Annotated in this window: 25 protein-coding genes and 2 pseudogenes; 13 read left to right on the top strand and 14 right to left on the bottom strand. The window is 61.6% G+C overall.

What is annotated here, in order from left to right; translation table 11 throughout:
• Positions 1–5 precede the first annotated feature (5 nt).
• The 3 genes and pseudogenes from ACF8GF_RS25095 to ACF8GF_RS25085 form a co-directional block, all read right to left on the bottom strand.
• Positions 6–1,694, bottom strand: coding sequence for a bifunctional diguanylate cyclase/phosphodiesterase (locus ACF8GF_RS25095; protein WP_176683956.1), 1,689 nt, complete (start codon positions 1,692–1,694; stop codon positions 6–8).
• A gap of 13 nt (positions 1,695–1,707) precedes the next feature.
• Positions 1,708–2,826 carry a methyl-accepting chemotaxis protein gene (locus ACF8GF_RS25090; RefSeq protein ID WP_370844330.1) on the bottom strand — a complete coding sequence of 373 codons (1,119 nt, stop codon included), beginning with the start codon at positions 2,824–2,826 and terminating at the stop codon, positions 1,708–1,710.
• 117 nt (positions 2,827–2,943) lie between these two features.
• A pseudogene (locus tag ACF8GF_RS25085) lies at positions 2,944–3,273 on the bottom strand (PAS domain-containing protein); the annotation flags it as partial.
• Positions 3,274–3,539: 266 nt separating this feature from the next.
• On the opposite strand from ACF8GF_RS25085, the gene ACF8GF_RS25080 reads away from it, so the two are divergent.
• From ACF8GF_RS25080 to ACF8GF_RS25060, 5 genes are all read left to right on the top strand, one after another.
• A complete protein-coding gene (locus tag ACF8GF_RS25080) occupies positions 3,540–3,854 on the top strand; it encodes a helix-turn-helix domain-containing protein (protein ID WP_010953232.1) in 315 nt (104 codons plus the stop codon).
• Positions 3,855–4,081: 227 nt separating this feature from the next.
• Positions 4,082–5,392 carry a C4-dicarboxylate transporter DctA gene (locus ACF8GF_RS25075; protein WP_176683958.1) on the top strand — a complete coding sequence of 437 codons (1,311 nt, stop codon included), beginning with the start codon at positions 4,082–4,084 and terminating at the stop codon, positions 5,390–5,392.
• A 44-nt stretch (positions 5,393–5,436) separates the two neighbouring features.
• Complete coding sequence (locus tag ACF8GF_RS25070; protein ID WP_176683959.1) at positions 5,437–6,135, top strand: FadR/GntR family transcriptional regulator; 699 nt, start codon at positions 5,437–5,439, stop codon at positions 6,133–6,135.
• A 16-nt stretch (positions 6,136–6,151) separates the two neighbouring features.
• Positions 6,152–6,820: a GntR family transcriptional regulator gene (locus tag ACF8GF_RS25065; RefSeq protein ID WP_176683960.1), complete on the top strand. Its 669-nt coding sequence runs from the start codon at positions 6,152–6,154 to the stop codon at positions 6,818–6,820.
• A gap of 151 nt (positions 6,821–6,971) precedes the next feature.
• A complete protein-coding gene (locus ACF8GF_RS25060) occupies positions 6,972–8,018 on the top strand; it encodes a hypothetical protein (RefSeq protein WP_176683961.1) in 1,047 nt (348 codons plus the stop codon).
• A gap of 39 nt (positions 8,019–8,057) precedes the next feature.
• On the opposite strand, the gene ACF8GF_RS25055 is transcribed toward ACF8GF_RS25060, so the two are convergent.
• A complete protein-coding gene (locus tag ACF8GF_RS25055) occupies positions 8,058–8,486 on the bottom strand; it encodes a PACE efflux transporter (RefSeq protein WP_176683962.1) in 429 nt (142 codons plus the stop codon).
• Between the two features lie 102 nt (positions 8,487–8,588).
• Here ACF8GF_RS25055 and ACF8GF_RS25050 point away from each other — a divergent pair, with 102 nt between their 5' ends.
• The 3 genes and pseudogenes from ACF8GF_RS25050 to ACF8GF_RS25040 all read left to right on the top strand — a co-directional run bounded on the left by ACF8GF_RS25050 (position 8,589) and on the right by ACF8GF_RS25040 (position 11,496).
• The gene (locus ACF8GF_RS25050; RefSeq protein ID WP_176683963.1) at positions 8,589–9,467 is read left to right on the top strand and encodes a LysR family transcriptional regulator; all 879 of its coding nucleotides are present in this window, start codon (positions 8,589–8,591) and stop codon (positions 9,465–9,467) included.
• Between the two features lie 97 nt (positions 9,468–9,564).
• Positions 9,565–10,641 (top strand): annotated as a pseudogene (gene mcpA / locus ACF8GF_RS25045) (methyl-accepting chemotaxis protein McpA); the annotation flags it as partial.
• Positions 10,642–10,755: 114 nt separating this feature from the next.
• The gene (locus ACF8GF_RS25040; protein WP_370290711.1) at positions 10,756–11,496 is read left to right on the top strand and encodes a methyl-accepting chemotaxis protein; all 741 of its coding nucleotides are present in this window, start codon (positions 10,756–10,758) and stop codon (positions 11,494–11,496) included.
• A gap of 53 nt (positions 11,497–11,549) precedes the next feature.
• On the opposite strand, the gene ACF8GF_RS25035 is transcribed toward ACF8GF_RS25040, so the two are convergent.
• The 3 genes from ACF8GF_RS25035 to ACF8GF_RS25025 all read right to left on the bottom strand — a co-directional run bounded on the left by ACF8GF_RS25035 (position 11,550) and on the right by ACF8GF_RS25025 (position 14,259).
• Positions 11,550–12,614, bottom strand: a complete 1,065-nt coding sequence (locus ACF8GF_RS25035) for a hypothetical protein (RefSeq protein ID WP_176683965.1) — start codon at positions 12,612–12,614, stop codon at positions 11,550–11,552.
• Between the two features lie 112 nt (positions 12,615–12,726).
• Positions 12,727–13,104 carry a RidA family protein gene (locus ACF8GF_RS25030; protein ID WP_176683966.1) on the bottom strand — a complete coding sequence of 126 codons (378 nt, stop codon included), beginning with the start codon at positions 13,102–13,104 and terminating at the stop codon, positions 12,727–12,729.
• A gap of 12 nt (positions 13,105–13,116) precedes the next feature.
• Positions 13,117–14,259, bottom strand: a complete 1,143-nt coding sequence (locus ACF8GF_RS25025) for an NAD(P)/FAD-dependent oxidoreductase (protein WP_392488716.1) — start codon at positions 14,257–14,259, stop codon at positions 13,117–13,119.
• A 114-nt stretch (positions 14,260–14,373) separates the two neighbouring features.
• Here ACF8GF_RS25025 and ACF8GF_RS25020 point away from each other — a divergent pair, with 114 nt between their 5' ends.
• Positions 14,374–14,967 carry a helix-turn-helix domain-containing protein gene (locus ACF8GF_RS25020; protein ID WP_392488715.1) on the top strand — a complete coding sequence of 198 codons (594 nt, stop codon included), beginning with the start codon at positions 14,374–14,376 and terminating at the stop codon, positions 14,965–14,967.
• A gap of 123 nt (positions 14,968–15,090) precedes the next feature.
• A complete protein-coding gene (locus tag ACF8GF_RS25015; protein ID WP_176683969.1) occupies positions 15,091–15,876 on the top strand; it encodes a sulfite exporter TauE/SafE family protein in 786 nt (261 codons plus the stop codon).
• A gap of 3 nt (positions 15,877–15,879) precedes the next feature.
• On the opposite strand, the gene ACF8GF_RS25010 is transcribed toward ACF8GF_RS25015, so the two are convergent.
• The 4 genes from ACF8GF_RS25010 to ACF8GF_RS24995 form a co-directional block, all read right to left on the bottom strand.
• Entirely contained in the window at positions 15,880–16,419 is a 540-nt protein-coding gene (locus ACF8GF_RS25010; protein WP_176683970.1) for a histidine phosphatase family protein, read from the bottom strand.
• 126 nt (positions 16,420–16,545) lie between these two features.
• Positions 16,546–18,780, bottom strand: a complete 2,235-nt coding sequence (locus ACF8GF_RS25005; RefSeq protein ID WP_392488714.1) for a TonB-dependent siderophore receptor — start codon at positions 18,778–18,780, stop codon at positions 16,546–16,548.
• A 450-nt stretch (positions 18,781–19,230) separates the two neighbouring features.
• Positions 19,231–19,929 (bottom strand): type 1 glutamine amidotransferase domain-containing protein, encoded by a 699-nt coding sequence (locus ACF8GF_RS25000; RefSeq protein WP_392488713.1) that lies wholly within the window; start codon positions 19,927–19,929, stop codon positions 19,231–19,233.
• A gap of 77 nt (positions 19,930–20,006) precedes the next feature.
• Positions 20,007–20,630 carry a TetR/AcrR family transcriptional regulator gene (locus ACF8GF_RS24995; protein WP_176683973.1) on the bottom strand — a complete coding sequence of 208 codons (624 nt, stop codon included), beginning with the start codon at positions 20,628–20,630 and terminating at the stop codon, positions 20,007–20,009.
• 102 nt (positions 20,631–20,732) lie between these two features.
• On the opposite strand from ACF8GF_RS24995, the gene ACF8GF_RS24990 reads away from it, so the two are divergent.
• On the top strand, positions 20,733–22,169 hold the full coding sequence (locus ACF8GF_RS24990) for a coniferyl aldehyde dehydrogenase (RefSeq protein ID WP_392488712.1): 1,437 nt from the start codon (positions 20,733–20,735) through the stop codon (positions 22,167–22,169).
• Positions 22,170–22,434: 265 nt separating this feature from the next.
• Positions 22,435–23,337: an acetoacetate decarboxylase (ADC) gene (locus ACF8GF_RS24985; protein ID WP_218115690.1), complete on the top strand. Its 903-nt coding sequence runs from the start codon at positions 22,435–22,437 to the stop codon at positions 23,335–23,337.
• Between the two features lie 61 nt (positions 23,338–23,398).
• On the opposite strand, the gene ACF8GF_RS24980 is transcribed toward ACF8GF_RS24985, so the two are convergent.
• Positions 23,399–23,839, bottom strand: coding sequence for a MerR family transcriptional regulator (locus ACF8GF_RS24980; RefSeq protein ID WP_021785530.1), 441 nt, complete (start codon positions 23,837–23,839; stop codon positions 23,399–23,401).
• A 314-nt stretch (positions 23,840–24,153) separates the two neighbouring features.
• Between ACF8GF_RS24980 and ACF8GF_RS24975 the strand changes: the two genes are divergently transcribed.
• Positions 24,154–25,086, top strand: coding sequence for an NAD-dependent epimerase/dehydratase family protein (locus ACF8GF_RS24975; protein ID WP_392488711.1), 933 nt, complete (start codon positions 24,154–24,156; stop codon positions 25,084–25,086).
• 330 nt (positions 25,087–25,416) lie between these two features.
• Here ACF8GF_RS24975 and ACF8GF_RS24970 read toward each other — a convergent pair whose 3' ends face one another.
• Positions 25,417–25,605, bottom strand: a complete 189-nt coding sequence (locus tag ACF8GF_RS24970) for a hypothetical protein (protein WP_218115671.1) — start codon at positions 25,603–25,605, stop codon at positions 25,417–25,419.
• A 152-nt stretch (positions 25,606–25,757) separates the two neighbouring features.
• Complete coding sequence (locus ACF8GF_RS24965; RefSeq protein ID WP_392460395.1) at positions 25,758–26,192, bottom strand: universal stress protein; 435 nt, start codon at positions 26,190–26,192, stop codon at positions 25,758–25,760.
• Positions 26,193–26,195 lie beyond the last annotated feature (3 nt).

Raw genomic sequence — 26,195 nt, 5'->3', positions numbered from 1 at the left:
GGCCTTCAAGGGTCACGCCACTCCACTGGCTGCCGGTAGGCCTGCGCCCAAGCTTGCACTTCACTGGCTGGCATCGGCCGGGCAATGCAGTAACCCTGCGCCAGCTCACAGCCCAGGCCCATCAGTACCCGCCCGTGCTCGACACTCTCCAGCCCCTCGGCAATCACCTCGCGGCCAAACGCCCGGGCCAGGCCGATCACCGCCTCCGTCAGCGCCAGGTCGTCCTGGTCATGAAGGATGTCCCGCACGAATGACTGGTCGATCTTGATTGTCTGGGTCGGCAAGCGCTTCAGGTAACTCAACGACGAATAACCAGTGCCGAAATCGTCCAGCGAGAAACGCACACCCAGCGCACGGCAGGCATCCAGGCAGCGGCTGACGTGCTGCAGGTTGTCGATGGCCACTGACTCGACGATTTCCAGATCCAGCAGCGCCGGGTCCACCGCCGGGTACGCTGCCAGCAGCTGCTGCAAGCGCTCGGCAAAGTCACTACGCTGCAAATGCCGCGCGGCGATATTCACGCTCAACGACCAAGGCCGCCCTTGCAGCTGCCAGACCTGCAACTGGCTCAACGCCTGCCCGATCACCCACTCGCCGATTTCGACGATCAGGTCGGTCTGCTCTACCCAAGGCAGGAAATCGCCGGGCGGCACCACGCCACGGCCAGGCCGTTGCCAGCGCAATAAGCCCTCGAAGCCCAGTACCTTGCCACTGCGCAGGTTGACCTTGGGTTGGTAATAAAGACACAGCTCACGGTTGCGCAGCGCCCGGCGCACGCGCGCCACAGTCTGGTGGGTGGCCTTGAGCTCCTGCTCCTGCGACACATCGAACAGATGGTAACGGTTGCGCCCGCGCTGCTTGGCCACATACATGGCCTGATCGGCGTGGCGCACCAGGGTGTCGGCATCTTCATCATCCTGCGGGTACAGGGTCACGCCGATACTGGCACTGAGCGACAGCGTATGCTCACGCACCACACAAGGCGCCGCCAATGCCCGCAGTACCCGCTGCAGGGCTGCATGCAGCTGACACTCATCGTCGACGTCGCGCAGGATCAGCACGAACTCGTCGCCCGACAGCCGGGCCACGGCATCACCACCGCGCAGGATGCTCTTCAAGCGCTGCGCCACTTCCACCAGCAGCAGGTCACCCACGGCATGCCCGTAGCCGTCGTTGACCGCCTTGAAACCATCCAGGTCGAGCATGCACACCGCCAGCGAGATACCTTCACGACGCGAGTAGGCCAGGGCCTGATTCAGCAGGTCGGACAGATAGGCGCGGTTGGGCAGGCCGGTGAGCACATCGTGGCCCACCCGCCACTGCAAGGTATGCAGCAGCTGGCGCTTCTCGGTGACGTCAAAGCGGATCGACACATACTTGCGCACCTGGCCTGAAAGCGGATCGACCAGTGGCACCATGGTGCTGTCGACCCAATACAACGAACCGTCCTTGGAGCGGTTGCAGATTTCACCCTTCCACACCCGCCCGGCGACCAAAGCCCGCCACATGCCGACAAAGAACGTCGGCTCATGCAGGCCGGAATTGAGGATGCGGTGATTGGCCCCCAGCAGTTCCTCGCGGCTGTAGCCCGAGATGCTGCAGAACTGCTGATTGACGTAGGTAATGTTCCCACGCAGGTCGGTTTCCGAAAAGATCGCGGCCGCGTCCACGGCCGCGCGATAGTTATCATCCATAAAGCATCCTGCCTTAGCGGTTGAAGCGCTCCACCAGGGCGCGCAATCCGGCGCATACATGTTCCAGTTCGGTACCGCGCGAGGCGGCGGCGTTGGCGCTGTGGGCGCTGTGCTGGGCAATACCGGCTACGCCGTTGATCTGCCGCGAAACGTCTTCTGCCACCGCCGACTGCTGCTGCGAAGCGGTGGCCATCTGCTGGCTCATGTCGCTGATACGCTGAACCGCGTCACGAATGCCATGCAGCGCCTGCCGGGCTTCCTGCACTTGGGCAACGCCCTGCTCGGCACCGTCGATGCCTTGACTGGCGATCGCCACGGCTTCCTCGGCGCCACTGCGCAGGGTATCGATGATGGCCTGGATGTGCAGGGTGGACTGGCGGGTCTTGTCGGCCAGTGCACGCACCTCGTCGGCGACCACGGCAAAGCCGCGGCCTTGCTCGCCCGCACGGGCAGCCTCGATGGCGGCGTTGAGGGCCAGCAGGTTGGTCTGCTCGGCAATGCCGCGGATCATCCCGGCGGCCTCGGCAATGGCGCCGGTCTGGCCAGCCAGGTGGCTGACTGCCTGATTGATCTGCCTCACAGTACTGGCCAAGGTCCGAATGGCCGCACCACTGGCATCGGCCACCTGGCTACCTTGCTCGGCCAGCAGATGCGCCGTGTGTGCCTCGGCGGCGGTCAACTGCACGTGGTTGGCCACTTCGCCGATGGAGGCGGCCATCTGATTCATTGCAGTGGCGCTCAGGTCGGTCTCGGCACGTTGCTCCAGCAATGCCGCCTCGGTGCTGCGCGACAACTGCCCGGCATCGCGAGCAGCCACGGCCATTTGCCCGGCCAGGTCGCTCAGCCGCGTCAAGGCAGTTTTCAGGCGCGCCTCTTCGCTGATCAGCATCAGTTGCAACTGCCCGGCAGCCCCCGTCAGGTCGCTGTAGGTCAAGGCTGCAACCGGGTCGGCGAAGGCACCTTCGGCGCCCTGTACAATTTGCTGTAGCTGCCGCCCGAGGGCGTTGCGCGCCCACAGGCCACAGCCCACGAACAGCCCCAGGGTCAGCCCCTGCCCCACCAGGCCGGGCCACAACTGGTTGGCACCCACCGCCAGCAGCCCGCCGGCCAGTGGCAAGGCCAAGGCCTGCATCAGCAAGCTCAGCCGGCGCGACGCAGGCAATGCCGCCTGGCCGTTGCGCAGCCGCGCATACAGGGCTTCTGCACGGGCTACTTGCTCGCGCGTAGGGCATACGCGCACCGACTCGTAACCCACAACCCGCCCACCTTCGAGGATGGGCGTGACGTAAGCATTGACCCAGTAATAGTCGCCGTTACGGCAGCGGTTCTTGACGATACCCATCCAGCTTTTGCCGGCTTTCAGGTAGCGCCACATCAACTCGTACACCGCCGGCGGCATATCCGGGTGGCGCACCAGATTATGCGGGCTGCCGATCAGTTCGGCCTCGCTGTAGCCACTGATGGCGGCAAACTCTGGGTTGCAGTAGGTGATCAGGCTGGCGGTATCGGTAGCAGAAATCAGCCGCTGATGGGGGGGGAAACGTTGCTCGACCGGGGTTACCGGCAAGTTGAGGCGCACGATGAGACTCCATTCAATGACAAGCCGGCACCCAGTTCATCGACGGCCATCGGAACCGATTCATGGCGATCCGCTCCAATGGGCAAAAGCGCTTCCTGCCGTTGCAGCACGAGGCCGAACGGTACAAGGAAGATGACGATGACTGACCGGTCAAGCCATGAATTCTACGAAATTCATCACATAAATAAAACAAAGGTGATCGATCATGGCGTTGCGCCACATGGATAGATATCGTTAAGTTCTTGATTCTAAATGGGAATTAAGCGATGACGAGATCAGCTTTGGGTATCGCCCTGCGCCGCTACCGCAAGCTGGCGGGCCTGACCCAGGCACAACTGGCCGAACGGACCGGCTTCGACCCCAAGACCATCAGCCGTTTCGAAACCAGCACCTACACCCCCAGCATCGATGCAATCATGGCGTTTGCCCAGGTGCTGGGCGTCAAGACCAAGGACTTCTTCGCTGAACCGGACGACGAAGAGGAGCAGCGCGCCTACCTGTTCGGCGTCATCCACAACGCCCCACCCAAAGATCTTGGCAAGTTGATTGCAGCAGTGGACCAGGCACTGGCCAAGCCCTGAGCTATTTCACGCGCCCGCCTTCACGGCACGCACCGAACTAGAGCATGGCAGGCTGGATTGCCCCACAACTGGTCAGACCGGTAAGGCCAAAAATCCTTGCAATCAGGGATTTTTCGCGCTTTTATGGCCTCGCGCTGAACAAACCGGTAAGACCACAATAATTAAGTCCTGCGCTCTTTCGCCCCGTGCGGCTACCGAAGCAAGGACACCGATCAGAGACTCCTCCCATGCTCAAATGGTGCTCGCGTTCGATTTTCCTGCAAGTCGTACTCGGCCTTGCCCTCGGCATCGCCTGCGGTCTGAGCTTCCCCGACCTCTCCCTGCAACTCAAACCCCTCGGCGACGGCTTCATCAAGCTGATCAAGATGCTCATCGGCCTGATCGTGTTCTGCGTGGTGGTCAGCGGCATTTCGGGTGCGGGCGATCTGAAAAAGGTCGGGCGCATCGGCCTGAAGTCGGTGATCTACTTCGAAGTGCTGACGACCCTGGCGCTGGTGATCGGCCTGGTGTTCGCCTTCAGCAGTGGCATTGGCAGCGGTGCCAATATTCATCTGGACCAACTCTCCGCCGCCGATGCCAACGGCTTGGCCGAGCGCGGCCAGCACATCCATGGCGCCACGGCGTTCTTCATGGACCTGATCCCCAGCTCGGTAATCGGTGCGTTCGCCGACAACAACATTCTTCAGGTGCTACTGTTCTCGGTGCTGTTCGGCAGCGCGCTGAACCTGGTGGGTGACTCGGCCGCCGGCATCTCGCGGCTGATCAACGAACTGAGCCATGTGATCTTCCGCATCATGGGCATGATCGTGCGCCTGGCGCCGATCGGCGTGTTCGGCGCCATCGCCTTCACCACCAGCAAGTATGGCCTGGAGTCGCTGCAGCACCTGGGCGGGCTGGTGGCGCTGTTCTACCTCACCTGTGCCGGCTTCGTGCTGATCGTGCTGGGCACCGTCATGCGCTTGTCGGGCCTTAAACTGCTGCCGTTGATCAAGTATCTGCGTGAAGAGCTGACCATCGTCCTGGGCACCGCCTCTTCCGACGCCGTACTGCCACAGATCATGCGCAAGCTTGAGCACCTGGGCATCGGCAGTTCCACGGTCGGCCTGGTGATCCCCACAGGTTACTCGTTCAACCTCGATGGTTTCTCCATCTACCTGACCCTGGCGATCGTGTTCATCGCCAACGCCACCGGCACGCCACTGGAAATGACCGACCTGCTGACCATCCTGCTGGTGTCGCTGGTGACTTCCAAGGGGGCTCACGGCATCCCAGGCTCGGCACTGGTGATTCTTGCCGCCACCCTGACTGCGGTACCGGCGATCCCTGTGGTAGGCCTGGTACTGGTGCTGGCGGTGGACTGGTTCATGGGTATCGGCCGGGCGTTGACCAACCTGATCGGCAACTGCGTGGCCACCGTGGCCATTGCCCGTTGGGAGAAGGACATTGACCTGGAGCGCGCGCAGAACGTGCTCGACGGCAAGCCTGGCTTTGCCCACACACCCCGCAAGCAACCCACCGCCCATCAACAGGAATTCTGAGCGAACGTGGCCGGCGTTGACGCCGGCCCTTCCAGGAGCGAAACGTGATCAGCTCATCAACCGTCGTCAACTCAGTGGTCGAAAAGCTCCGCCAGGCCCTGGCCCGCGGCCAATGGCGCACCGGCGACATGCTGCCAGGCCAGCGCGAACTGGCCGAACAACTGGGCATCAGCCGCCCCAGCCTGCGCGAAGCGGTAACCGTGCTGGAAACACTGGGCCTGGTGCGCTCGTTGCCAGGCAAGGGCGTATTGGTGCTGGATGCCGATGTCCAGGCGTCGGGTGTGGAAACCAGCGCTGCGGCCAGCCTGGCCGACGTGCTGGAGCTGCGCTACACACTCGAACCGTTCATCGTCGGCCTGGTGGCGCAGTCGGCCAACAGCCAGGACATCGGTCAGCTGCGCCTGACCCTGATGGACATGCGCGAAGCGCTGGAGGCCGATGACAGCGAAGCCGGGGTCAAAGCCTACATTGCCTTCCATGAAGCGCTGTTTGCCCTGACCACCAACCCGATCTTCCAGAGCGTGGTGCAGCAGACCGGGAATGCGCTGAAGCAAAGCGCCGACATGCTGCGCAACTCGCCAGAGCACCTGGCCGCGCGACTGAAGGAGAACGAAGCGGTGGTGCGCGCCATTCGCGAACGCAACAGCGCCCAGGCCAGTGCCCAGATGCGTCAGCACATCGTGGCCGAAGGGCTGCGCATGGGCATTGCGCTGAATATCCCGGACGAACATCCGCATCCATGACCTCAGGAGAGTGACCATGAACGCCGTCCCCCACTTGCCTGCCCTGCTCGCGGCCGGCGAAACCCGTCTGTCGGCCGAGCAGATTTACCCGCGGCTGTTCGACGCCATTCTCGAACAGCGCCTGCCACCGGGCAGCCTGTTGCCCGAACAGGCGCTGGGCCATGCATTTGGTGTCAGCCGCACGGTGATCCGCCGCGTGCTCGGGCGCCTGTCCGACCAGCAGGTGGTGGTACAGCGCCCCAGTCACACCGCACATCTGGCCGCGCCTGACCCAGACCAGGCACGCCAGGTGCTGAGTGCCCGGCGTCTGGCCGAAACCACGCTGATCACCCTGGCCGCGCAACGCGCCCGGCCGGTGCAGGTACGCCAGCTACGGCAACTGGTGGAGCGCGAGCGCCAGCACCATGAGCGTGGCGAACGCTGCGCGGCGATCCGCCTGGGCGGCGAGTTCCACCTGAAACTGGCGCAGGTGGCGGCCAATGCGCCGCTGGCGCGGTTTCTCAATGGGCTGGTGCCGATGACCTCGCTGATCATCGCTCGCTACGAATCGCCGTGCTGCGATCATTGTGCGTGGGAAGAGCATGCGGCGATCATCGATGCCGTGGAGCAAGGTGATGCCGAGGCGGCCTTGGGATTGATGCACAGGCACCTTGACCGCCTGGAAGAAAAGCTGGACCTGGAATAACCCGACCAGGCTGACGCGATCGCTCCCACCCAGGCCGCGCTCACGCAACCCTTTGCAGCGGTACTGGGCGGGCGATGGGCTGCACAGCAGCCCCGATAACCCCACCCTATACTGCGAGAACCAGCCCAGCCTCTACCAGGGAGGCGGTCGCGTGAGCTCTCGAATCCTCCTGCTGCTATGCCTTCTGCTGGCCCTCGGCGGTTGTGCCAGCAAGCGCCCCCCTGCCCCACCGCCGCCCACAATACTCACCCCTGCGGCCTGGCAACGCATCGATCAGGAACTGATCGACGCCTCGGCCGGCGCAGCCGGCTCGGCCAACGACTATGCCCGTCGTTCCATGCGGGTCTGGAAGGAGCAGGTGCAACAACGCACCGAGCGCGACTTCATTCCCTGGTTCACGGGCTACTGGACCCAGCAATGGCTCACCCTCAAGGTGGCCTGGTACAAGCTCGACAGCGGCAAGGGTCGGGAACCGGCAGAAAAACGCCTGGCCCTGTACCTGCAGGAGCAGTATCGCGCGCGGGTGATCGAGCCGGTGGCCGAGCAGATCAACCCCGAGGGCATCCGCGACCGCGCCTGCGAGCTGTACCTGCAACTGCTCGGCCAGCAACTGCCGGCCATCATCCGCCGCTACAACGCGCCGCCGGAACAATTCAGCCAGCGTCTCAACCGTATCCCCGCCATCGCCCTGGGGCCACCGGATACGCGCAATGCCAGCCTGTATCAGCTGCTGCGGGCCAAGTCACTGGACCAGCAACCGGCTTGGCAAGCGATGCGCCAGCACTTGCATCAGCAGGCCAGCAAAGGCCCTGGCAGGACCGATGTCGGACTGAACTCGGTGGCCACCCAGGCCAGCGAAAAGCTCGGCGCCAGCCTGGCCCCACGCGGTATCGCCAGTGCGGTGGCATCGGCAGTGGGCAAGGTGGCAGGGGCGATGATTTCAATTGCTACGGCCGGTTACGGGATGATGACCCATGACCGTGACCACCCGCAGATGGTCGAACAGCTGCGGGTGATCCTCAACGTGGCGTTGAACCAGGAATGGCAGGAGTTGATGGAGAACCGCCAGAGCGGGACCATGGCCGGGGTCTATTACCTGTCGGGACAGGTTGAGGACAGCTTGCTGGCCAGTGCACCGCGGCCGGTGGAGCAGCAGGTAGAGCAGCAGGCGCCTTTGATCATTCGCCTGCCACCTTAGTGGCAACCTGTACCGGCTTCTTCGCCGCGCAAGGCTGTGTCAAGTTGTGGCCAGGGCAGAGCTTGGCAAGCCAAACACCCGATCAAACGCCCAGTTGTAGGCAAAGGTGTAGCACGGCACCAGTATGATGAACGCCATATCCACCAGCAGCGCCTCCAGCAATGTCATGCCCAGCCACCAGGCAATCAGCGGAATCAAGTACACCACCAGGGTCAACTGGAAGCCGATGGCATGCACCACACGCCGCGCCACGCTGCGTCCACGCTTGGCCTGGCGGCGCTCCCAGTACTCGAACAGGGTGTTGTAGATCAGGTTCCAGAGCATGGCGATGGTGGTGATCATCACCGCCAGCGGCCCGGTATGCGACGCCTGCGTATCTGACAGGTAGGCCAGCCCGAGGGTCGACATGCACAGCCCGATCAGTTCATAGAAAGTCACGTAGACCAGCTTGCGTTTCAATCCCTGCACCCAGGGTTCCCTCCAAAGACAAAAAGCGAAGGGGGCGATCATGCTTCAACGTACTTGACAGCAAAAGTCAGCAGCTATCAGATCTGCTGACAGGAGGCTGCCATGAACTTTTCCAGCGACAACATCCAGCTGTTTCTGGCCGTGCTCGACCACGGCTCGTTTTCTTCCGCGGCGCGCGCCCTCAAGCGGGTGCCTTCAGCCGTAAGCATGGCCATTGGCAACCTTGAGGCAGAACTTGGCTACAACCTGTTCGAACGTGGCCCGCGAGAAGTTCGCCCAACCGCACAGGCCATGGCCCTGGAGCCACACGCCAGACTGATTGCCGAACAACTGGGGCTGCTGCAGGTTCATGCCCTGGAGCTGTCCCAAGGGCTCGAGAGCAGCCTGACCCTGGCTGTGGTACCTGACATTGATCACCGTCCGCTGCTGGCGGCCATCGCCAGCCTCGGCGAGCGCCACCCGTTGCTGGACATTGCCCTGCTCAGCGCCCCGCAGGAAGAAGCCCTGCACTTGCTGGACAGTGGCCGTGCCGACCTCTGCGTAGCCTTTGCCGGCCTGCAGGTCGATGCCCGCCGCGGCTTTCAGCACATCGGCATGGAGTCGCTGGTAGCCACCTTGTCGCCGGCCCACCCGGCCTTGCGTGAGGGGCGTATCCACGACCTCGAGGACTTGACCCAGGTGCGTCAGATTCTGGTGCGCAGCCGCGACCTGCCGCTGGCTGACCCTCGCCCGCTGATCGGCGCCACGCACTGGTCCAGCGACAGCTTCGACCTGGCTTTGCAGATGGTGGAAGCTGGCCTGGGCTGGGGTGATCTACCGTTGTCGCGGGTCGCGCCGCTGCTGGCCAGCGGCCGCCTGGTACGCCTGGCTTTCCGCAATACGCGCAACGAGTTGCAACTGCCCGTACATATCCTGTGGCGCAAACAACAGCCGCTGCAGCAGGCCGCACGCCTGCTGATCGAACAGCTGGCTGACCGGTGACTGCCGTCCGTCGAAACGTCTGTAAGAATTTTCTCTAAGCACTTCAATCTTTTACCCCTTGAGCCGATATCTCGGTCGACAGGCCCCGCATCGCGTCATGAGCGCGCTGCGCCCTCCCCTCATTGGCTCAAGGTCTCGAAACATGAACCTGAAATTTCGCCACAAGATCCTGCTCAGCGCCTGCGGCGTCGTGGTTTTGGCATTTGCCCTGTTCACGCTCTACAACGACTACCTGCAACGCAACACCATCCGCCAGAACATCGAAGCCTCGGTACAACAGTCCGGTGCGCTGACCGCCAGCAGCGTGCAGAACTGGATGAGCGGGCGCATTCTGGTGCTGGAGAACCTGGCCCAGGACATCGGCCAGCAAGGCGCCGGTGACACGCTGCCAGGGCTGATCGAGCAGCCGTCCTACACGCGTAATTTCCTGTTCACCTATCTGGGCCAGGCCAACGGCGGATTCACCCAGCGCCCGGATGCCCAGATGCCCGCCGGTTACGACCCGCGGCAGCGCCCTTGGTATGGCGCCGCCGCCAACGCCGGGCAGACCGTGCTGACCGCCCCGTACCAGGGTGCAGTCGGTGGCCTGATGGTGACCATCGCCACGCCGGTGAAGAGCAAGAGCAATGGCGAACTGATCGGTGTGGTCGGCGGTGACGTGACCCTCGACACCCTCGTCGAGATCATCAACTCGGTCGACTTCGGTGGCATCGGTCACGCCTTCCTGGCCGACGCCAATGGCCAGGTGATCGTCAGCCCCAATAAAGACCAGGTGATGAAGAACCTCAAGGACATCTACCCAGGCAGCAACCTGCGGGTCGCCGCCGGCATGCAGGATGCCACCCTCGACGGCCAGGACCGCATCATCTCGTTCGCCCCGGTGGCCGGCCTGCCTTCGGCGCAATGGTACATTGGCCTGTCGATCGACAGGGACAAGGCCTATGCCGCGCTCAGCCAGTTTCGCACCTCGGCGATCATTGCCATGCTGATCGCCGTGGCCGCCATTGCCGGCCTGCTCGGCCTGCTGATTCCGGTGCTGATGAGCCCGCTGACCACCATGGGCCGCGCCATGCGCGACATCGCCGAAGGCGAAGGTGACCTTACCCGCCGCCTGGCCGTGCAGAACAAGGACGAGTTCGGCGAACTGGCTACCTCGTTCAACCGCTTTGTCGAGCGCATCCATGCCTCGATCAGCGAAGTGTCCTCGGCCACCCGCCTGGTACATGACCTTTCGGAGAAAGTGGTCAGCGCGTCCAATGCGTCGATCAACGGCTCTGAAGAACAGAGCATGCGCACCAACAGCGTCGCTGCGGCCATCAACGAACTGGGCGCCGCCACCCAGGAAATCGCCCGCAACGCGGCAGATGCTTCGCAACATGCCAGCGGTGCCAGCGAACAGGCGCACGGTGGCCGTGAAGTGGTTGAAGAAGCCATCAGCGCCATGACTGCCCTGTCGCAACGGATCAGCGAGTCGTGCGCGCAGATCGAAACGCTCAACGCCAGCACCGACGAAATCGGCAAGATCCTCGACGTGATCAAGGGCATTTCTCAGCAGACCAACCTGCTGGCACTGAACGCGGCCATTGAAGCGGCCCGTGCGGGTGAAGCCGGCCGTGGCTTTGCCGTGGTAGCCGACGAGGTGCGTAACCTGGCGCACCGTACCCAGGAGTCGGCGGAAGAAATCCACCGCATGATCACCAGCCTGCAGGTAGGCTCGCGCGAAGCGGTGCATACCATGAACACCAGCCAGGTCTCCAGCGAGCAGACCGTGCAGGTGGCCAACCAGGCCGGCGAACGCCTGGCCAGCGTGACCCAGCGCATTGGCGAAATCGATGGCATGAACCAGTCGGTGGCGACAGCGACCGAAGAACAGACCGCCGTGGTCGAGAGCCTCAACCTGGACATCACCCAGATCAACGCCCTGAACCAGCAGGGGGTGGAGAACCTCAACGAGACCCTGCGCCATTGCGATCAGCTGGCCCAGCAGGCTGGGCGTTTGAAGCAGTTGGTGGGCAGCTTCAGGATTTAAACGCCGGGTTCAGGCGGCAACGGCCTATGCCTGTTGTCGCCTGTACCAGCCCCTTATGCAGCCACCGCCTTCGCAGCCCTGCCCCGCCGTACCCAGGCCAGCAATACCGCCGTCATCAGCACAAAGCCCAGGTAACCGAAGAACGGGTACACCTCACCCACCAGGTTGATGAACCCCACCAGGCTACAGCCGAACGCCACCACCCCGGTCACCACCGAGCCCCAGCGGAACGTCGTCGTGCCCGCCGGCAACAGCCGCGAGAGGAAGGAAAACAGCGTGCCCACCGCGGTGTTGACGATCATGCCGAAGATGATCAGGCACATCACCAGCCCCAGCAGTGGTGACACTTCGTTGGCAATCGACAGCATTGGCATCGGCTGGTCGGCCACACTGTCCAGGCGCGACAGCAGCCCGGCACTCATCACCAGCATCAGGCCACCTAACGCCGCACCACCGAGCAGGCCTCCCCACACCGCCGCTTTCTCGCCCTTGGCCGAACCGCCCAGAATGGCCAGGATCGGCGCGCCCGCGACGATGTTATACGACACATACAGGAACGCACCCAGCAACCAGTGGCGGGTGCCGGCCTGTTGCTGGCTGGCCACCTGATCGAGCGCAGCAAAGCTCTGCTCGCGGGTGATCACGGCATACAGCGCTATCGCCGACGCCACCAGGATCAGCAAGGGGGTGATGGCGCCGATCGCAAGAATCATCCTGCGCACGTCCAGACACACGATGCCGACCACCACCAGCGTCACCAGCACGCTGCCGGTCAGGGCCGGGATGCCGAACTGCTGCTCCAGCAATGCACCACCACCGGCCAGCATGACCACGGTGACGGCGAACATGAAAAAGGTGATCAACCAGTCGACGAACATGCCCAGGTGGCGGCCGCAGATGGCCAGGATCACATCCTTGTGCGAGGTGGCCTGCTGGCGATTGCCCAGCCCCGCCAACGCCATGCCGAGGAAGGTGAACAAGGCGGCGCTGACCAACGCGCCAGCCAACCCCCACACGCCGAAATCGACAAAGAACAACAACAGTTCCCGCCCTGAAGCGAACCCCGCCCCCACGATCACGCCGACAAATGCGCCGGCAATCTTCAGCTGCTCTTGCATGTGAACCTCTGGATTTATTGTTGTTTTGTCATTGCCGTCGCATACCTGTCGTAGGGGCGGCCTTGCAGCCCAGCGCGACACACGGTCGCCTCTACACGGGCTCTTTGCCCGGTCAGGCGTCGCCGACGAACGCCTGCACCTCGATCTCCACATCCACGCCCAGGGCCAACGCCGAAGCCACGGTGGAGCGCACTGGTAGCGCCGCGCCGAAGAACGCCTTGTACACCTCGTTGAAGCCGGCGAAATGGCGCATGTCCGACAGCCAGACCGTGACCTTTACCACCTGGTCGAAACGCGCACCACAGGCCGCCAGGCTTTCGGCGATACGCTCGCAGGCAGCACGTGTCTGGGTCTGGATATCACCGCGCACCACTTCGCCGTCGGTGCTCATCGGCACCTGTCCGGAAAGGAACAGAAAGCCACCGGCCTTTACCGCGCGGGAAAACGGGAACGGCAGGCTACTGGGGAAACGCTGAATGTCATTGCTCATGGGATGCTCCTTTCAGGGTTGCTGGAAACGGGCCGGGGACAGGCGCTCGGGCGCCACTCCCTGGCTGACAAGGTCGGGACACAAGGGCTGGCCCAGCAGCAGGTCGGCGGCCAGGCGCGAGGCGCCCGCTGCCGACTGGATGCCATAGCCTCCCTGGGCCGCCAGCCAGAAAAACGCGGGGACATGCGCATCGAAACCGATCACCAGGTCGCCATCGGCAACGAACGAACGCAGCCCGGCCCAGGTGTGGCTGGGTCGGCGGATCGCCAGGGTGGTCATGGCTTCAATGTTGTAGATACCCAAGGCCACGTCCAACTCCTCGGGCGCGGCATCCTGTGGTTCAACCGGGTCGGCATTGGCTGGCGACCCCAACAGTTGGCCGGCATCCGGCTTGAAGTAGAAGCTTTCATCGACGCCAATCACCGCAGGCCAGCCGGTAAAGTCCTGTTCCGCCGGGCCGGGGAAGGTGAAGGCGCTACGGCGGCACGGTTGCAAGCCGATGCGCGCCACCCCGCACTGCTCGGCCACACGGTCCGCCCAGGCCCCTGCAGCATTGACCAGGCGGCGGGCCTGCAGCCGGCTGCCATCGGCCAACTCCACCTGCCACACGCCGTCCAGGTATCTGGCCTGGATGAGCTCGGCGTTACAGCGCAGTTCACCGCCAGCAGTGCGATAACCACGCAAGAAGCCTTGGTGCAAGGCATGTACATCAAGGTCCATCGCACCCGGCTCAAGCACCGCGCCGGCCAGGGCTTCGCCACGCAAGCTGGGTACCTGTGCCAAGGCCGCGTCCCGGTCAAGCAGGCTGACTTCTGTGCCATTGACCAGGTTCTGCGCGTAAGTTTGCTCAAGCAGTTCACGCTGCTCCAGGCCGGCCACATACAGACAGCCTCGCGGCTCCAGCAGCGGGTGCTCGCAGAAGCCCTGCGGTGGCGCTTCGTAGAAGGCCCGGCTGGCGCGGGTCAGCGCCTGGATCTGTGGGGTGCCGTAAGCCTCCATGAACATGGCCGCCGAACGCCCTGTGGAGTGGTAGCCAGGCTGCGATTCACGCTCGAGCAACAGCACACGCTGCTGGCCGGCCACGGCCAGGCGATAGCCCAGTGAGGCGCCGGCAATGCCAGCACCGATGATCAGGGTGTCGTAGGTCGGGGTCATGCACGTTCCTGCCAGACAATTATCATTTATGAGAATTCTAATATATGAGAATTTAGAAATGCGCAAGTGTCCAAGGTAAGATGCCCGACCAACGCCGCATGCCGAGATCCCTGAATGCCCTCAGCTCTACCCCAGCTTGACCGTGCAGTAGTGGGCCAGCGCCTGCGCCAGGTGCGCAAGGCGCGCCAGATGACCCTCAAGCAATTGTCCGAGGCCAGTGGCGTGCCGCTGTCCACGTTGTCGAAGATGGAACTGGCGCAGGTGTCGGTCAGCTATGAAAAACTCGCCGCTGCTGCGCGGGCGCTGAATGTCGATATTGCCCAGCTGTTTCGCGCCAGTGGAACGGTCAATGCGCCTGTGCCGGTGACCGTGGTGGTCGATTCACTGCCAGCTGCGGCGGGCTATTCGACCGGCACCTATGACTACTACCCGATTGCCGGGGACTTCCCCGGGCGGCGCATGACACCGGCCTATGCCCGCATCATTGCCCGCGAGCGCGGCCAGTTCGACGATTTTATCCGCCACCCCGGGCAAGAGTTCGCTCTGGTGCTGAGCGGACGCGTGCGCATCGAGTTCGAGACCGGAGAAGCGGTAAGCATCGGACCGCAGGAGACGGCGTATTTCGACAGCCAGGTGGGGCACATCTACCTGTCGGAAAGCGATGACGGTGGCGATGCCCATGTCATGGTGGTGATGACCGATCGTTGATCGGGTGCGCCTGCCAGGCATGCGCGGTTATAACCTAATAACGAACAAGTCTATTTGGCTATAAAAAAATCTATATGCTGACTGGCATCCGATAACGGGCAAAGTTGGGCAGTCGAGTAGCGTATGGATGTAGGTTCTTTCGGTTTCACCATTGCTGGCCTGTTCGTGGGCTTCATCGTCGGTATGACCGGCGTCGGTGGCGGCTCGCTGATGACCCCGATCCTGTTATGGTTCGGCATCCACCCAGCGACCGCTGTCGGCACCGACCTGCTGTATGCAGCCATCACCAAGGCCAGTGGCGTCTGGGTCCACGCACGCAACAAGAACATCGACTGGAAGATCACCGGCCTGCTCAGCATGGGCAGCGTGCCCGCAGCGGCGCTGACCCTGTGGTTCCTCAGCACCCTGCACGCCGACACCTCGGCGCTCAACGCCATCATCAAGCAAGGCCTGGCGGTGGTGCTGATCCTGACCGCGCTGGCCATCCTGTTCAAATCGCGCCTGCAGGCCTTCGCCAGCCGCCATGCCGGTGATCACTACCACCTCAGCGACCGCAGCCTGAACACCCTCACAGTGCTGACCGGCGTTGTGCTTGGGGTAATGGTCACCCTCACCTCCATCGGGGCCGGCGCCCTGGGTACGGTGGCGCTGTTCCTGCTGTACCCGTTCCTGGTCACCCGTCGCCTGGTCGGTACCGAAATTGCCCACGCCGTGCCACTGACCTTGGTCGCAGGCCTGGGCCACGCCGGCATGGGCAACATGGATTGGTCGCTGCTGGGCTACTTGCTGCTGGGCTCGCTGCCAGGCATCTATCTGGGTAGCCACCTCACCGGGCGAATCTCCGACCGCGTGCTGCGCCCTTGCCTGGCAGCCATGCTGCTGCTGATCGGTTACAAGCTGGCGTTCTGAGCCTTAGCCCAGGCGCAACCGCCACTGCCCGGTAAAGCTCAGTTCCAGGCGTGACAAGGGCAGCACGTCGATACGCTGCCCGGCACTCATCGGACACCCGAGCACCTCTACCAGCATGGCGCGTATGACCATCGGGTGAGTCACCGCCAGCCAGTCACCCGGCCTGTCGAAGGCCGCCAGCCAGGCGGCCAGGCGCTGGCATAGCGCAGCGAACGACTCGCCACCATGCACGGCACTGGCCGGATCCTGCAGCCATTCTGCCAACGCCTGCGGTTGCTCGGCTTGCAGCTGCTTCAGCGACAAACCCTGCCAACGCCCGAGGTCACAATCGGCCAATCCCGGCTCGATCTGTACCGCCCCCGTTAACCACGCCGCCGTCTCGCAGGCCCGCCGCTCTGGCGCACTCAGTAACTGCGCGCCTGAACGGTCGGCGCCGGACTCTTGCTCTAGCGGCAGGATGCCATCGTCAGAATGGTGCAGGCGCCCGCTCTTCTGGGCCTGGGTCAGGGCATGGCAGATCAGGGTCAGGCGGACGGCTTTCACCAGGCATTTCTCGCAGCGGGCTGGGGTGCATGGTTTAGCACGATGCGAGGCTTTTGGCTGCAACAATGACGTCTGCCATCCGCGACCTGATTTACCGGCGATTGGGCCGCATGGCGGCCCATGGGATCAGAAGCTGATATTCAGCGCAGCAAACACCGCCCTGCCCGGCTGGTTATACGTGTTTGCCCCCGAGCTGCTGGCATTGCCGCCACGCAGGATCTGCTTGTCGAACACGTTGTTCACACCTACACGCACATCGTAGTTGGCATTGAACCTGTACCCGGCGCTCACGTCCACCAGGCCATAGGCCTCGACGTCCCGCTGGGCGGTCTTGTCGTAGTCCTGCTGGGTGCGGTAGTTGTAGGTAGGTGATTTCTGCTTGCCGAAGTAGGTACCTGCCAGCTGGAATGACAGCTGCTCGGTGGCGCGCCAGTCGAGGCTGGTGTTGACGGTGTATTCCGGGATCACCGAGAGCGGCTCACCCGTTTCACGATTATCGTTGTCGAGCATCCAGGTCAGGTTGGTGTTCCAGTCCAGGGTCGGAGTCAACTCGATGAAGAAGTTGCCTTCGACACCTTCCACCCGCGCTTTGCCGGCGTTGTCCCACTGCGTCACGCGGCTGCCGGTACCGATGGTGTAAAGCACATCGGTATCACCGATGATCTTGTTCTTGTAGTCGTTGCGGAAGTAGGTGGCACTGGTGCGCCAGGTGCCACGGTCGTACAACAGGCCGATTTCCTTGTTGACGCTGATCTCTGGCTTGAGGTCGGCGTTGCCCTGCAGGTAGCAGCCACCGTTGTTGGTCTGTTGCACACTGCAGCCGTTACCGCGGCTGTACAGCAGGTAGTTGGGGTTGGACTGGTACAGGTTCGGAACCTTGTAGGCACGGGCGATGCCGCCTTTTACCGACAGCGCTTCGGTCAGCTTGTGCGACAGGTTCAGGCTGGGGCTGAAGTTGTCACCGAAGGTTTCGTGGTGGTCGAAACGCAGGCCCGGCGTAAGGGTGGTGTCGCCAACGATGATGTTGTCTTCGACAAACAGCGCATAGCTGCGTGCGGTCATCTTCGAGCTGCTGCGATCGAAGCCGACAAGGCCGTCATTGTTGGTGGGGTCGGAGCTTTGCGGGCGCAACGAACCTTGGTCGTTGAGGGCTTCGTACAGGTACTCGCCACCCACGGTAAGCACATGTTCTGTGCTGCCCATGGCGAACGGCAGGTTCACTTCACTGCTCAGACGTGTGTTGCGCAAACGTGACATGGCCCCACCTTCGTCGTTGGGGGCACCTTCGGTGCGGCCTGCCAGGCCCTCGTTCAGGCGCCAGTTGCGCACGTACTCGTAGGCCAGCGTGGTCTTGCTGGTACCCCAGGTGAAATCACCGAGGTGGGTCAGGTCGTAAGTACTGCGCTGCATCACGTTGGTTTCGTGGCCGTAGAGGCTGGAGACGAAGTCGACGTCACCGCCGCCGTTGCTGTTCATGGTATCACCGGCAAAAATGTTGCCCTGACGGCTGTAGCCGGCACTGGCTTCCAGGCGGTGCTCGTCGTTCAGTTTCCAGCTCAGCAGGCCGTTGATGTCCTTGTTGCGCACCCCCTCCCGCCCCGCTACCAGGGCGCTGGTGGCATGCCCGGCGTTGATGTCCAGATCGTCGGCGTCAGTCTTGGCCAGGCCACCGTACAGGCGGAAACCCAGGTTATCGGTCAGGCCGCCACCGAGGTTGAAGTTGGCTCGGCGGCTGGCGCCTTCTGCGCTGTCTTCGGGCAGCTGCGTGTACAGGCTGACGCTGCCTTTCAACTCGTCGGAAGGGCGCTTGGTGATGATGTTGACCACCCCGCCCATGGCGCCGGAGCCGTAGCGTGCGGCGGCCGGGCCACGCAAGATCTCGATGCGCTCGACCGCTTCGGCCGGCACCCAGTTGGTTTCACCCCGAGTATCACGGTCACCGTTCCAGCCATAGCGCACGGCGTTGCGCGCGCTGGATGGCTTGCCGTCGATGAGGATCAGCGTGTTTTCCGGGCCCATGCCGCGCAGGTCGATCTGGCGGTTGTTTCCGCGTGCGCCACTGGCACTGTTGCCGGTCAGGTTAACCCCGGGCTCGCGGCGGATGATGTCGGAAAGGTCATTGGCCGGCGGGTGGCGTTTGATGTCTTCGGCGGTGATGATCGACGTGCCCAGGGCCTGTCGCGCCTCGCGCTCGGCGGTGATCAGGGTGTCCTGGATCACCAGTGCGTTGTCGGCGACGGGCACTTCCAGTACCTCACCCGCACGTCGCTCCTCGGACTCTGCCGCGGTCGCCAGCATGGACGGCGACGCAAGCGCGACGAACGCCAGGGCCAGGCTGTTGGGTGAAGTTCTGCACTGCATGGGTACATCTCCTGCGATTCATGAGCGAAAAGGCACATCCCTGTCGGAAACCGGGAGCCCTCGCCCACCGGCCCCGCACACTCAGTCTGGCGGCCAACAGGGTTGGTAAATATAGAGAATCGCAAATGCGAGTAAATCTTATTTACGAAGTTTACATGTTTGTAACTGAACTTTGCTGAACCGTGATCTTTGGCATCGCGAGGCTTACCCGCCCCGCTGTGAGAGCAACTGTCTTGCTCAACATCTGAAAGGCGTGCGCGGTCGCCGGCAAGGAGCGGGTTTACCCGCATGGGGTGGCGGCGGCAACAGTGAACGGCTGGTGGAAATTGCCGGCAGGCCTGGCCCTTTCGCGGGTGAACCCGCTCCTACAACGGCCTGTGCCGAATCACCGAAGTGTCAGCCGTACCACTCTATGGCGAAGACGTCGCGCCTCTCGTTAAGCGAGGGATCTCACGCAGCCTTCCGCTGGAGCAGTGCAGCTACCTGCTCGGCAGTTGCTTTGGCAGATTGTGGGTTCTGGCCTGTCACCAAGCGGCCATCGACAACCACATGGGAAGTGAATGGCAAGAGTGCTTTCTCGTAGCGCGCCCCACGGCGCTTCATTTCTTGCTCGGCATTGTATGGGACCTTGCTCGCAACGCCCGCCAGCACTTCTTCGATCCAGGCATAGCCCGTCAGACGACGCCCCTCTACCAGGAGACGGCCATCAGACAGCCGAGTATTGAGCAGCCCGCAATACCCATGGCAAACCGAAGAAACGACGCCACCCTGCTCGTAGATCTCGCGGGTCAGCCGCTGCAAACCCTCGTCCTCAGGGAAGTCCCACATCACCGCATGGCCACCGGTAAAATAGATGGCGTCGAAGTCTGATGACACTAACGCTTGCGGACTTGAGGTGTTGGCAAGACGTGCCATTGCCGCCGGGTCGTTCAACCAGGCTTTGGCCGTGCCATCGAGCAATGGCCACTTGAGCGAACGCGGCTCGAGTGGGGATTTTCCACCCTGCGGGCTCACCAAGTGCTGTTCGTAACCTCTGCCAGCGAACACATGCCAGGCATGCGTCAGCTCACTCAACCACAACCCCGTGGGATGACTTGGGTCGCTGTAATGGGCAACATTGGTAACGACGTGCAGGATGCGTTTGGTCATGCCTGAGTACCTGATCCTAGGTGGTTGGGCCAAGCATCGCCTTCATACGGGCGAGCAGTTCTCTGTAGAGTCGCAGGTCATCGAGTCGTCTGATCACTGACCAAACCGTCAAGCAAGGTCGTCAAGGCATCCTCGATGGCATGGTCGCCGACCTTCGCCGGCACCAACCGGCTATCGATCGAAAGCAGGGTCAACCCGTGAAGGTGCGCCCAGCTTGCGGTAGCCTGTCCCAAGGCAGAACGGGCGCGAATAGTACCCTCCTCCTGACCCCGCTCCAGCACCTCGATCACCAGGGAGAACGGTGCCTGGGCCCGGGGGTCGACATGGATCTGCGCGGGGTCTCCCGCCTGTGTCGAAAACATCAACCGGTACAAATCCGGATTCTCCTCGCCAAACGCCAGGTAGGCGTAGGCCATCGCCCGCAAGCGCTCTGGTGCTGACATCGCGGGCCCCATCGCGTCTTGCATCGCCGCATTCAATCGCTCGAAGCCCAGTAGCGCCAACTCGTGGAGCAGCGCCCCCTTGTCCGGAAAATGCCGATATGGAGCCGAGTGGCTCACTTCGGCTCGCCGGGCTATTTCGCGCAGGGTGAATTGCCAGCCTCGCTGTTCTTTCAGGGTGGCCAAAGCAGTGTCGATGATGGTGCGACGCAAATCGCCATGGTGGTAGGGCTTTGCTTCGCAAATTTCATCGGATGACATACGGCTGCTCCCCTCATGTTGACAGTGAACACATTGTCTTCCTATGATCGGCGGAAATCAAGTTTACAGTGTCTACATCGCAATGACCTTGAGAGGTGCAAGATGACTGTCGCCGCAACATCCATCCCAGATATCGACGCCGCAACCATGCTGGAACAGCAGCGGAGTGCGTTTCTCAATGACGGGCCACCCAGCGTTGAGCGACGCAAAGCCAACTTGATCAAGTTGCGCGCGGCGGTGCTTGCCCATCGCCGCGACGTGGAAGAAGCGATCAGCGCCGATTTCGGCAACCGCTCAAGGCATGAGACAGACATCATGGAACTGCTTGGCGTGGTCCAGTCGATCGACTACCTGCTGCGGCACCTGCGCCGTTTCATGAAACCCGAGCGTCGTCACGTCGCCGCGTTTCACCGTAATGGCCGCGCGCATGTGGAGTACCAGCCCAAAGGCGTGATCGGCGTCATGGCGCCGTGGAACTACCCAATAGCGTTGACCTTCATCCCCCTGGCCACCGCACTGGCGGCTGGCAATCGGGTGATGATCAAACCCTCCGAACTGACGCCACGCACCAGTGAGCTGATTCAGCGCATTCTGGCGGGCAGTTTTACCGTCGAAGAGGTGGCGGTGATACTCGGCGGCCCTGAGATAGGCGCAAGCTTCAGCGCTCTCCCCTTCGATCACCTATTGTTCACCGGCAGTACCCAGGTTGGCCGGATGGTGATGCGGGCGGCTAGTGACAACCTGGTGCCGCTGACTCTTGAACTGGGCGGTAAAAGCCCTGTGTTCGTGGCCCCTGGGCATGCCGGACGCAACACCCTCGACAGCATCGTCTTCGGCAAACTCGCCAATGCCGGCCAGACCTGCGTGGCACCGGACTACGCCCTGGTCCATGAGGATGACTTGGATGAGTTCATCTCCCAGTACCGCGCGGCTGTCGCCCGTAGTTATCCGCAAGGCCCGACCAGCCCGGACTACACCTCCATCGTCAGCGACAGGCACTACGCGCGGTTGCAGTCGCTGGTCGAAGACGCCCGCACCAGGGGTGCCAAGGTGATCGAGGCTGGCGTGACCCCGGAGCGTGCGGCAGAGCGACCGCGGACACTGGCTCCGGTGCTGATCGTGGGGGCTGGTGACGATGCACTGGTCATGCGCGAAGAAATCTTCGGGCCTTTGCTACCGGTGCGTACCTACCGCTCCCTCGACGAAGCGATCGGCCATATCAATGCCAGGCCACGTCCGCTAGCGCTCTACTACTTCGGCAATGTGGGGGCCGACAGCGAAGCGCTGCTCAGGTGCACCACCTCCGGCAACGTCGGCATCAACAACACCCTGATGCACGTCGCGGTGGACGACCTGCCGTTCGGCGGCGTGGGTCCCAGTGGCATGGGGGCTTACCACGGTATCGAAGGTTTTCGCTCGATGAGTCATGCCAAGGGCGTGTTCGTGCAAGGTCGTTGGAACTTGCCAAGGCTGCTCCGGGCACCTTTCGGAAAACTGGCTGATTTAGCCCTCGCCTACACCTTGCGCCCCCGGCCATGACAGCAGGTCCAGTGGCGGATAAAGCCCACCAACAGCGCCTTGACATTAAAGTTAAGTTTAAAGTTAAGGTGCGTGTGTAAGGTCCACCTAGTTCGGCGCCAAGCGAGATGCCTGGTCGCATTCATCAATGCGTGATGCAATTCACCGGAGAGACTGAAAAGTGAAACTCGGAACCGTCGCCGCAGTGGCAGGTGCACTCCTGACACCCATTAGCAACGCCACCCTGGCGGACACGACCGGCATCCCCAAGCATGCCGAAACCGCGATGATAGAGATCGCAGGCCACCAGGTACCCGTCGTCAAAGGCGGTCTGTACGACCGATACCGCTCCAACCCTCCCCTGTCGGTGATCCAGGCCGAAGCGCCAGGCATGGACCTCAGTTGGTTCAAAGGCCTGGAAAAGACCAAGGTCGATATGGGCTTCGAGTCGTACTCGCCTAACTTCTACTACAAGAACAGCCGGTTTACAGCCGTTTACACCGCAGACCTCGATCGCCTGCGCGAGCTGATGCCTGCCGAAGTACTCAAGCAGGTTCAACCCCTGCAGGTATGGCCAGGCCGCGGCCTGGTAGCGTTCACGGCTTACACCTACGATTATTGCGACAACGACAGCTACAACGAAATTGCCTTGTCGATCATCACCAACAAACCAGGCAAGTCCAATCTCGGGCCATTCAGCTTGATCGGACAATCCATGTCCAAGGACTTCTGGGGCTACGTGCTCAAATTGCCGGTAAATACCGAGCTTGCCCGTGTCCGTGGCGTAGTGGGCTACAACCTGCCGAAATGGCTGACAGAGATCAACCGCCGAGAGGACGCCGCGACCGTGTCCTATGACATCGTCGACGCGCAGACTGGCAACATTGACGTCGTCTTTAAGGCAAGAAAGCTCGAGGACGTATCCAGTGAAGCCGGCCTGGTGACTAACAGCTTCACCAACCTCGATCACGCTGGACAGCTGAGTTATGGCTATGCGACGTCTCGGCAGACCCGTCATGGATCGAGCATGAGCGCTGACTCGGCTCACCTGGTGCTCGGCGACGGTAGCCTGTCGACCTACATCCGTTCTTTGAAGTTGGGCAAGATGGTGAAATACGAATACGTGCCTGAATTCCAGAGCGCCCTCTATGCTCCGAAGCCGCTGGCAGCACTGAATAGCGGTGACTGAACGCTGTATCAGCGCCGGCCCCTGAGCCGGCGCCCTGCTCCGCATAAGACGCTGGCATGCTTCACTTGGCAGGTGAAGCGCCCACCTTGTTCAAAGCGATGTCTTCGCGCAGACGGCCAAGCACCCGTTGGGTGTTGTCTACGCACGGCATGCCGTCTGGCTTGCTTTCAATGCCGTCGATCACCATCAGCAACTGCTCCTTGTTGCGAGCCAAGCGTTGCTGCAGCACCTCGATCTCCTCGACCTTGCGTTTCAACCCGGAAAGTAGCTCGTCATGACGCCAACCTTGCGAACTCATCGGCAACAGGTGCCGGATTTCTTCCAGGGTAAACCCTGCTGCCTGTGCGCTGGTGATCATCTCCAGTATCCAGACTGCATCATCTGAATAGTCGCGGTAGCCATTGGCCTTTCGCTCAACTGATTGAATCAGCCCACTTGCCTCGTAGAAACGGATGCGCGAAGCGGCAAGACCCGTGATTTTCGCAAGCGCTCCAATCCTCATACCACACCTTCACAGAAGTTCTGACCTTAAAGCTCACTTTAACCCCCCGGGCACCCGAGAGCCAACTTCGATTACGGATCTCCAATCGTGGGCCTGATCAAATCGGCCCAACCCGCCATCCCGCGCCTACTCTTACGATAAGGACTTGACCTTAAAGTTTACTTTAAGCCTAAGGTAAATACCTGGGCTACATGGACTTTGCTGTACCGCGCCCAAGGGCGGCAGCCACAGCGTCGCGCCCGGCATACGTAAACGGGCCATCATCATCGCAGTTAGTAGAGAGAAACCTTCTACCGAGGTTTCCAGGAGACCAAATGCAAACCGTTTTAGGCGCAACTGGCCAGATAGCCATAGAGCTGGCACGGGAACTGAACCGGACATTTACCGAAGATATCAGGCTGGTCAGCCGTAATCCGCGCAAAGTCAGCGACTCTGACACGCTGATTGCGGCGGACCTGCTAGACGCCAGCCAGGCGGCCAAGGCCGTAAAGGGTAGCAGCATCGTTTATTTCACGGCCGGACTTCCGCCAGATACACAGCTTTGGGAAACGCAATTCCCAGTGATGCTGCGAAACGCGCTTGATGCGGCTCGCGCATCCGATGCCAGCTTCGTCTATTTCGACAACACGTATATGTACCCGCAGGATGATCGTCTGCTGACGGAGGACACGCCCTTCGAACCGGTCGGTCGTAAAGGGCAGGTTCGTGCGCGAATGGCATCGATGGTGTTGCAGGAGATGGCGCGAGGCGACATTCCTGTGGTCATAGGGCGAGCTCCAGAGTTCTATGGGCCCGGCAAAACGCAGAGCATCACCAATACCCTGGTCCTCGACAACATGAAGGCCGGCAAGACGCCACGCGTCCCTGTGCGAGACGATACTCAGCGAACACTCATCTGGACGCCGGATGCAAGCCGGGCACTGGCAGCGCTGGGGAACACTTCAGATGCGTTCGGGCAAACCTGGCACCTGCCCTGTGACGATGAGCGGCTGACCTACAAACAACTTGTCACGCTGGCTTCTCAGATCTCTGGCAAGGACGCTACTTATAAAATTCTTGGCAAATTGACCCTGACAGCAGTAGGCCTGATATCCAAGCAAGTCCGTGAGCTGCGGGAGCTGCTGCCACGGTACGCGCACGACAACCTGTTCGACTCCTCGAAGTACAAGCAGCGTTTTCCCGATTTCAAAGTCACGACTTACCGTCAAGGGCTCACTCAAATCTTCGATGAGTTCATCAGCAGCTGAGACGGATCTTCGTCCTTCTTGGCTGTAGCATTCTGAGCTAGCTGATCTGGAGAGGACTCGACTCCGGCAGCTGGCTTACCAACATTGAGCCATTCCGTTTGGCAGGTGTGTAGGTGCCAGGCACGGGTTCAGACTTCATCAGATACTCCACACCGCCAGTGAGCCAGTAATCGTCAAACTGTAGCCATTTTCTGGCGGTCTTCTTTTCTCCGCGCGCGTTGACAACCTCACCACAGACGAAAGTAGGCTGATGGGCACGCTTTTCCTCGCCAGGGCCTTTCAGCGTTTTGGCGATACGCGCCTTTATCAACCTTTGCACCCTGGCTAATCTCAGCAGCGGCCGGAATAGTTAGCGCGTTTGGCGTTGGTGATCATGCTTGGTGAGCCCGGAATGAATACTTCGATATTGGGAATTCCAGTGGTGTGGTAAGCGGTGGACACATCACCCCAAGGAATAGCCATGGCACCTTTCTCGCCGTCGCCGAAGTCTATCCTGCGCACCTTGTAGGCCAGTGGCACACTTACGATTCTGCCATCGCGGTGCACTTTACCCCCTTGCGCCAAGCCTTCGACCGAGGTCTTCGCAGTTCCTGGAGAAAAGCCCGATCGAGCGTCAAAGCCCAGCGATAATCACGAGATAAAATCGCAGGTGGCTCACCATTCACAATCTCTTATTTGACCAAGGTGATGGGTAAATCCGAGAGCTGAATCACCTTTGCCGCGACAGAACCCAGAAAAATCCCTGCCAAAAAACCATTGCCATGCGAACCCAGGATGATGCTGTCACATCCAAGGAAATGCGCACACGCCACAATTTGACTGGCTGCATCGCCTTGCAGGGTATGGAGTGCGAATGCAATCCCTTCTTGCTTCAGAAGCACGTCAGCCTTTCGTAAATCCTCGGCACTTCTATCCCCATAGTAGCGATCACGCTCATCCTCGCTCATGCCATTTGCGATTCGAGTGGGTAAAAGTGGCTGTACATTCAACAGATGTACCTCAACATTGCCGCCCAGCAACCCACCCTCCTGGATAAGCCCAATAAGGTAACGCACGGCGCGTTCCGAATGCTCGGAACCATCGACCGCAACCAGTATTTTGTGCATGTT

This window comes from Pseudomonas sp. yb_5, from assembly GCF_043103865.1.
Classification (GTDB): Bacteria; Pseudomonadota; Gammaproteobacteria; order Pseudomonadales; family Pseudomonadaceae; genus Aquipseudomonas; species Aquipseudomonas putida_Y.
The sequence above is the reverse complement of the archived record's forward strand: the minus strand, read 5'-3'. Positions and strand labels throughout refer to the sequence as shown.

What these genes read in the sequence shown, in the direction of transcription:
- ACF8GF_RS25095 (WP_176683956.1), bottom strand. Translation starts at nt 1,694, where the DNA reads ATGGATGATAACTATCGCGCGGCCGTGGACGCGGCCGCGATCTTTTCG.
- ACF8GF_RS25090 (WP_370844330.1), bottom strand. Translation starts at nt 2,826, where the DNA reads ATGCAGGCCTTGGCCTTGCCACTGGCCGGCGGGCTGCTGGCGGTGGGT.
- ACF8GF_RS25080 (WP_010953232.1), top strand. Translation starts at nt 3,540, where the DNA reads ATGACGAGATCAGCTTTGGGTATCGCCCTGCGCCGCTACCGCAAGCTG.
- ACF8GF_RS25075 (WP_176683958.1), top strand. Translation starts at nt 4,082, where the DNA reads ATGCTCAAATGGTGCTCGCGTTCGATTTTCCTGCAAGTCGTACTCGGC.
- ACF8GF_RS25065 (WP_176683960.1), top strand. Translation starts at nt 6,152, where the DNA reads ATGAACGCCGTCCCCCACTTGCCTGCCCTGCTCGCGGCCGGCGAAACC.
- ACF8GF_RS25050 (WP_176683963.1), top strand. Translation starts at nt 8,589, where the DNA reads ATGAACTTTTCCAGCGACAACATCCAGCTGTTTCTGGCCGTGCTCGAC.
- ACF8GF_RS25040 (WP_370290711.1), top strand. Translation starts at nt 10,756, where the DNA reads ATGCGCACCAACAGCGTCGCTGCGGCCATCAACGAACTGGGCGCCGCC.
- ACF8GF_RS25035 (WP_176683965.1), bottom strand. Translation starts at nt 12,614, where the DNA reads ATGCAAGAGCAGCTGAAGATTGCCGGCGCATTTGTCGGCGTGATCGTG.
- ACF8GF_RS25030 (WP_176683966.1), bottom strand. Translation starts at nt 13,104, where the DNA reads ATGAGCAATGACATTCAGCGTTTCCCCAGTAGCCTGCCGTTCCCGTTT.
- ACF8GF_RS25025 (WP_392488716.1), bottom strand. Translation starts at nt 14,259, where the DNA reads ATGACCCCGACCTACGACACCCTGATCATCGGTGCTGGCATTGCCGGC.
- ACF8GF_RS25020 (WP_392488715.1), top strand. Translation starts at nt 14,374, where the DNA reads ATGCCCTCAGCTCTACCCCAGCTTGACCGTGCAGTAGTGGGCCAGCGC.
- ACF8GF_RS25015 (WP_176683969.1), top strand. Translation starts at nt 15,091, where the DNA reads ATGGATGTAGGTTCTTTCGGTTTCACCATTGCTGGCCTGTTCGTGGGC.
- ACF8GF_RS25005 (WP_392488714.1), bottom strand. Translation starts at nt 18,780, where the DNA reads ATGCAGTGCAGAACTTCACCCAACAGCCTGGCCCTGGCGTTCGTCGCG.
- ACF8GF_RS25000 (WP_392488713.1), bottom strand. Translation starts at nt 19,929, where the DNA reads ATGACCAAACGCATCCTGCACGTCGTTACCAATGTTGCCCATTACAGC.
- ACF8GF_RS24995 (WP_176683973.1), bottom strand. Translation starts at nt 20,630, where the DNA reads ATGTCATCCGATGAAATTTGCGAAGCAAAGCCCTACCACCATGGCGAT.
- ACF8GF_RS24990 (WP_392488712.1), top strand. Translation starts at nt 20,733, where the DNA reads ATGACTGTCGCCGCAACATCCATCCCAGATATCGACGCCGCAACCATG.
- ACF8GF_RS24985 (WP_218115690.1), top strand. Translation starts at nt 22,435, where the DNA reads ATGATAGAGATCGCAGGCCACCAGGTACCCGTCGTCAAAGGCGGTCTG.
- ACF8GF_RS24980 (WP_021785530.1), bottom strand. Translation starts at nt 23,839, where the DNA reads ATGAGGATTGGAGCGCTTGCGAAAATCACGGGTCTTGCCGCTTCGCGC.
- ACF8GF_RS24975 (WP_392488711.1), top strand. Translation starts at nt 24,154, where the DNA reads ATGCAAACCGTTTTAGGCGCAACTGGCCAGATAGCCATAGAGCTGGCA.
- ACF8GF_RS24965 (WP_392460395.1), bottom strand. Translation starts at nt 26,192, where the DNA reads ATGCACAAAATACTGGTTGCGGTCGATGGTTCCGAGCATTCGGAACGC.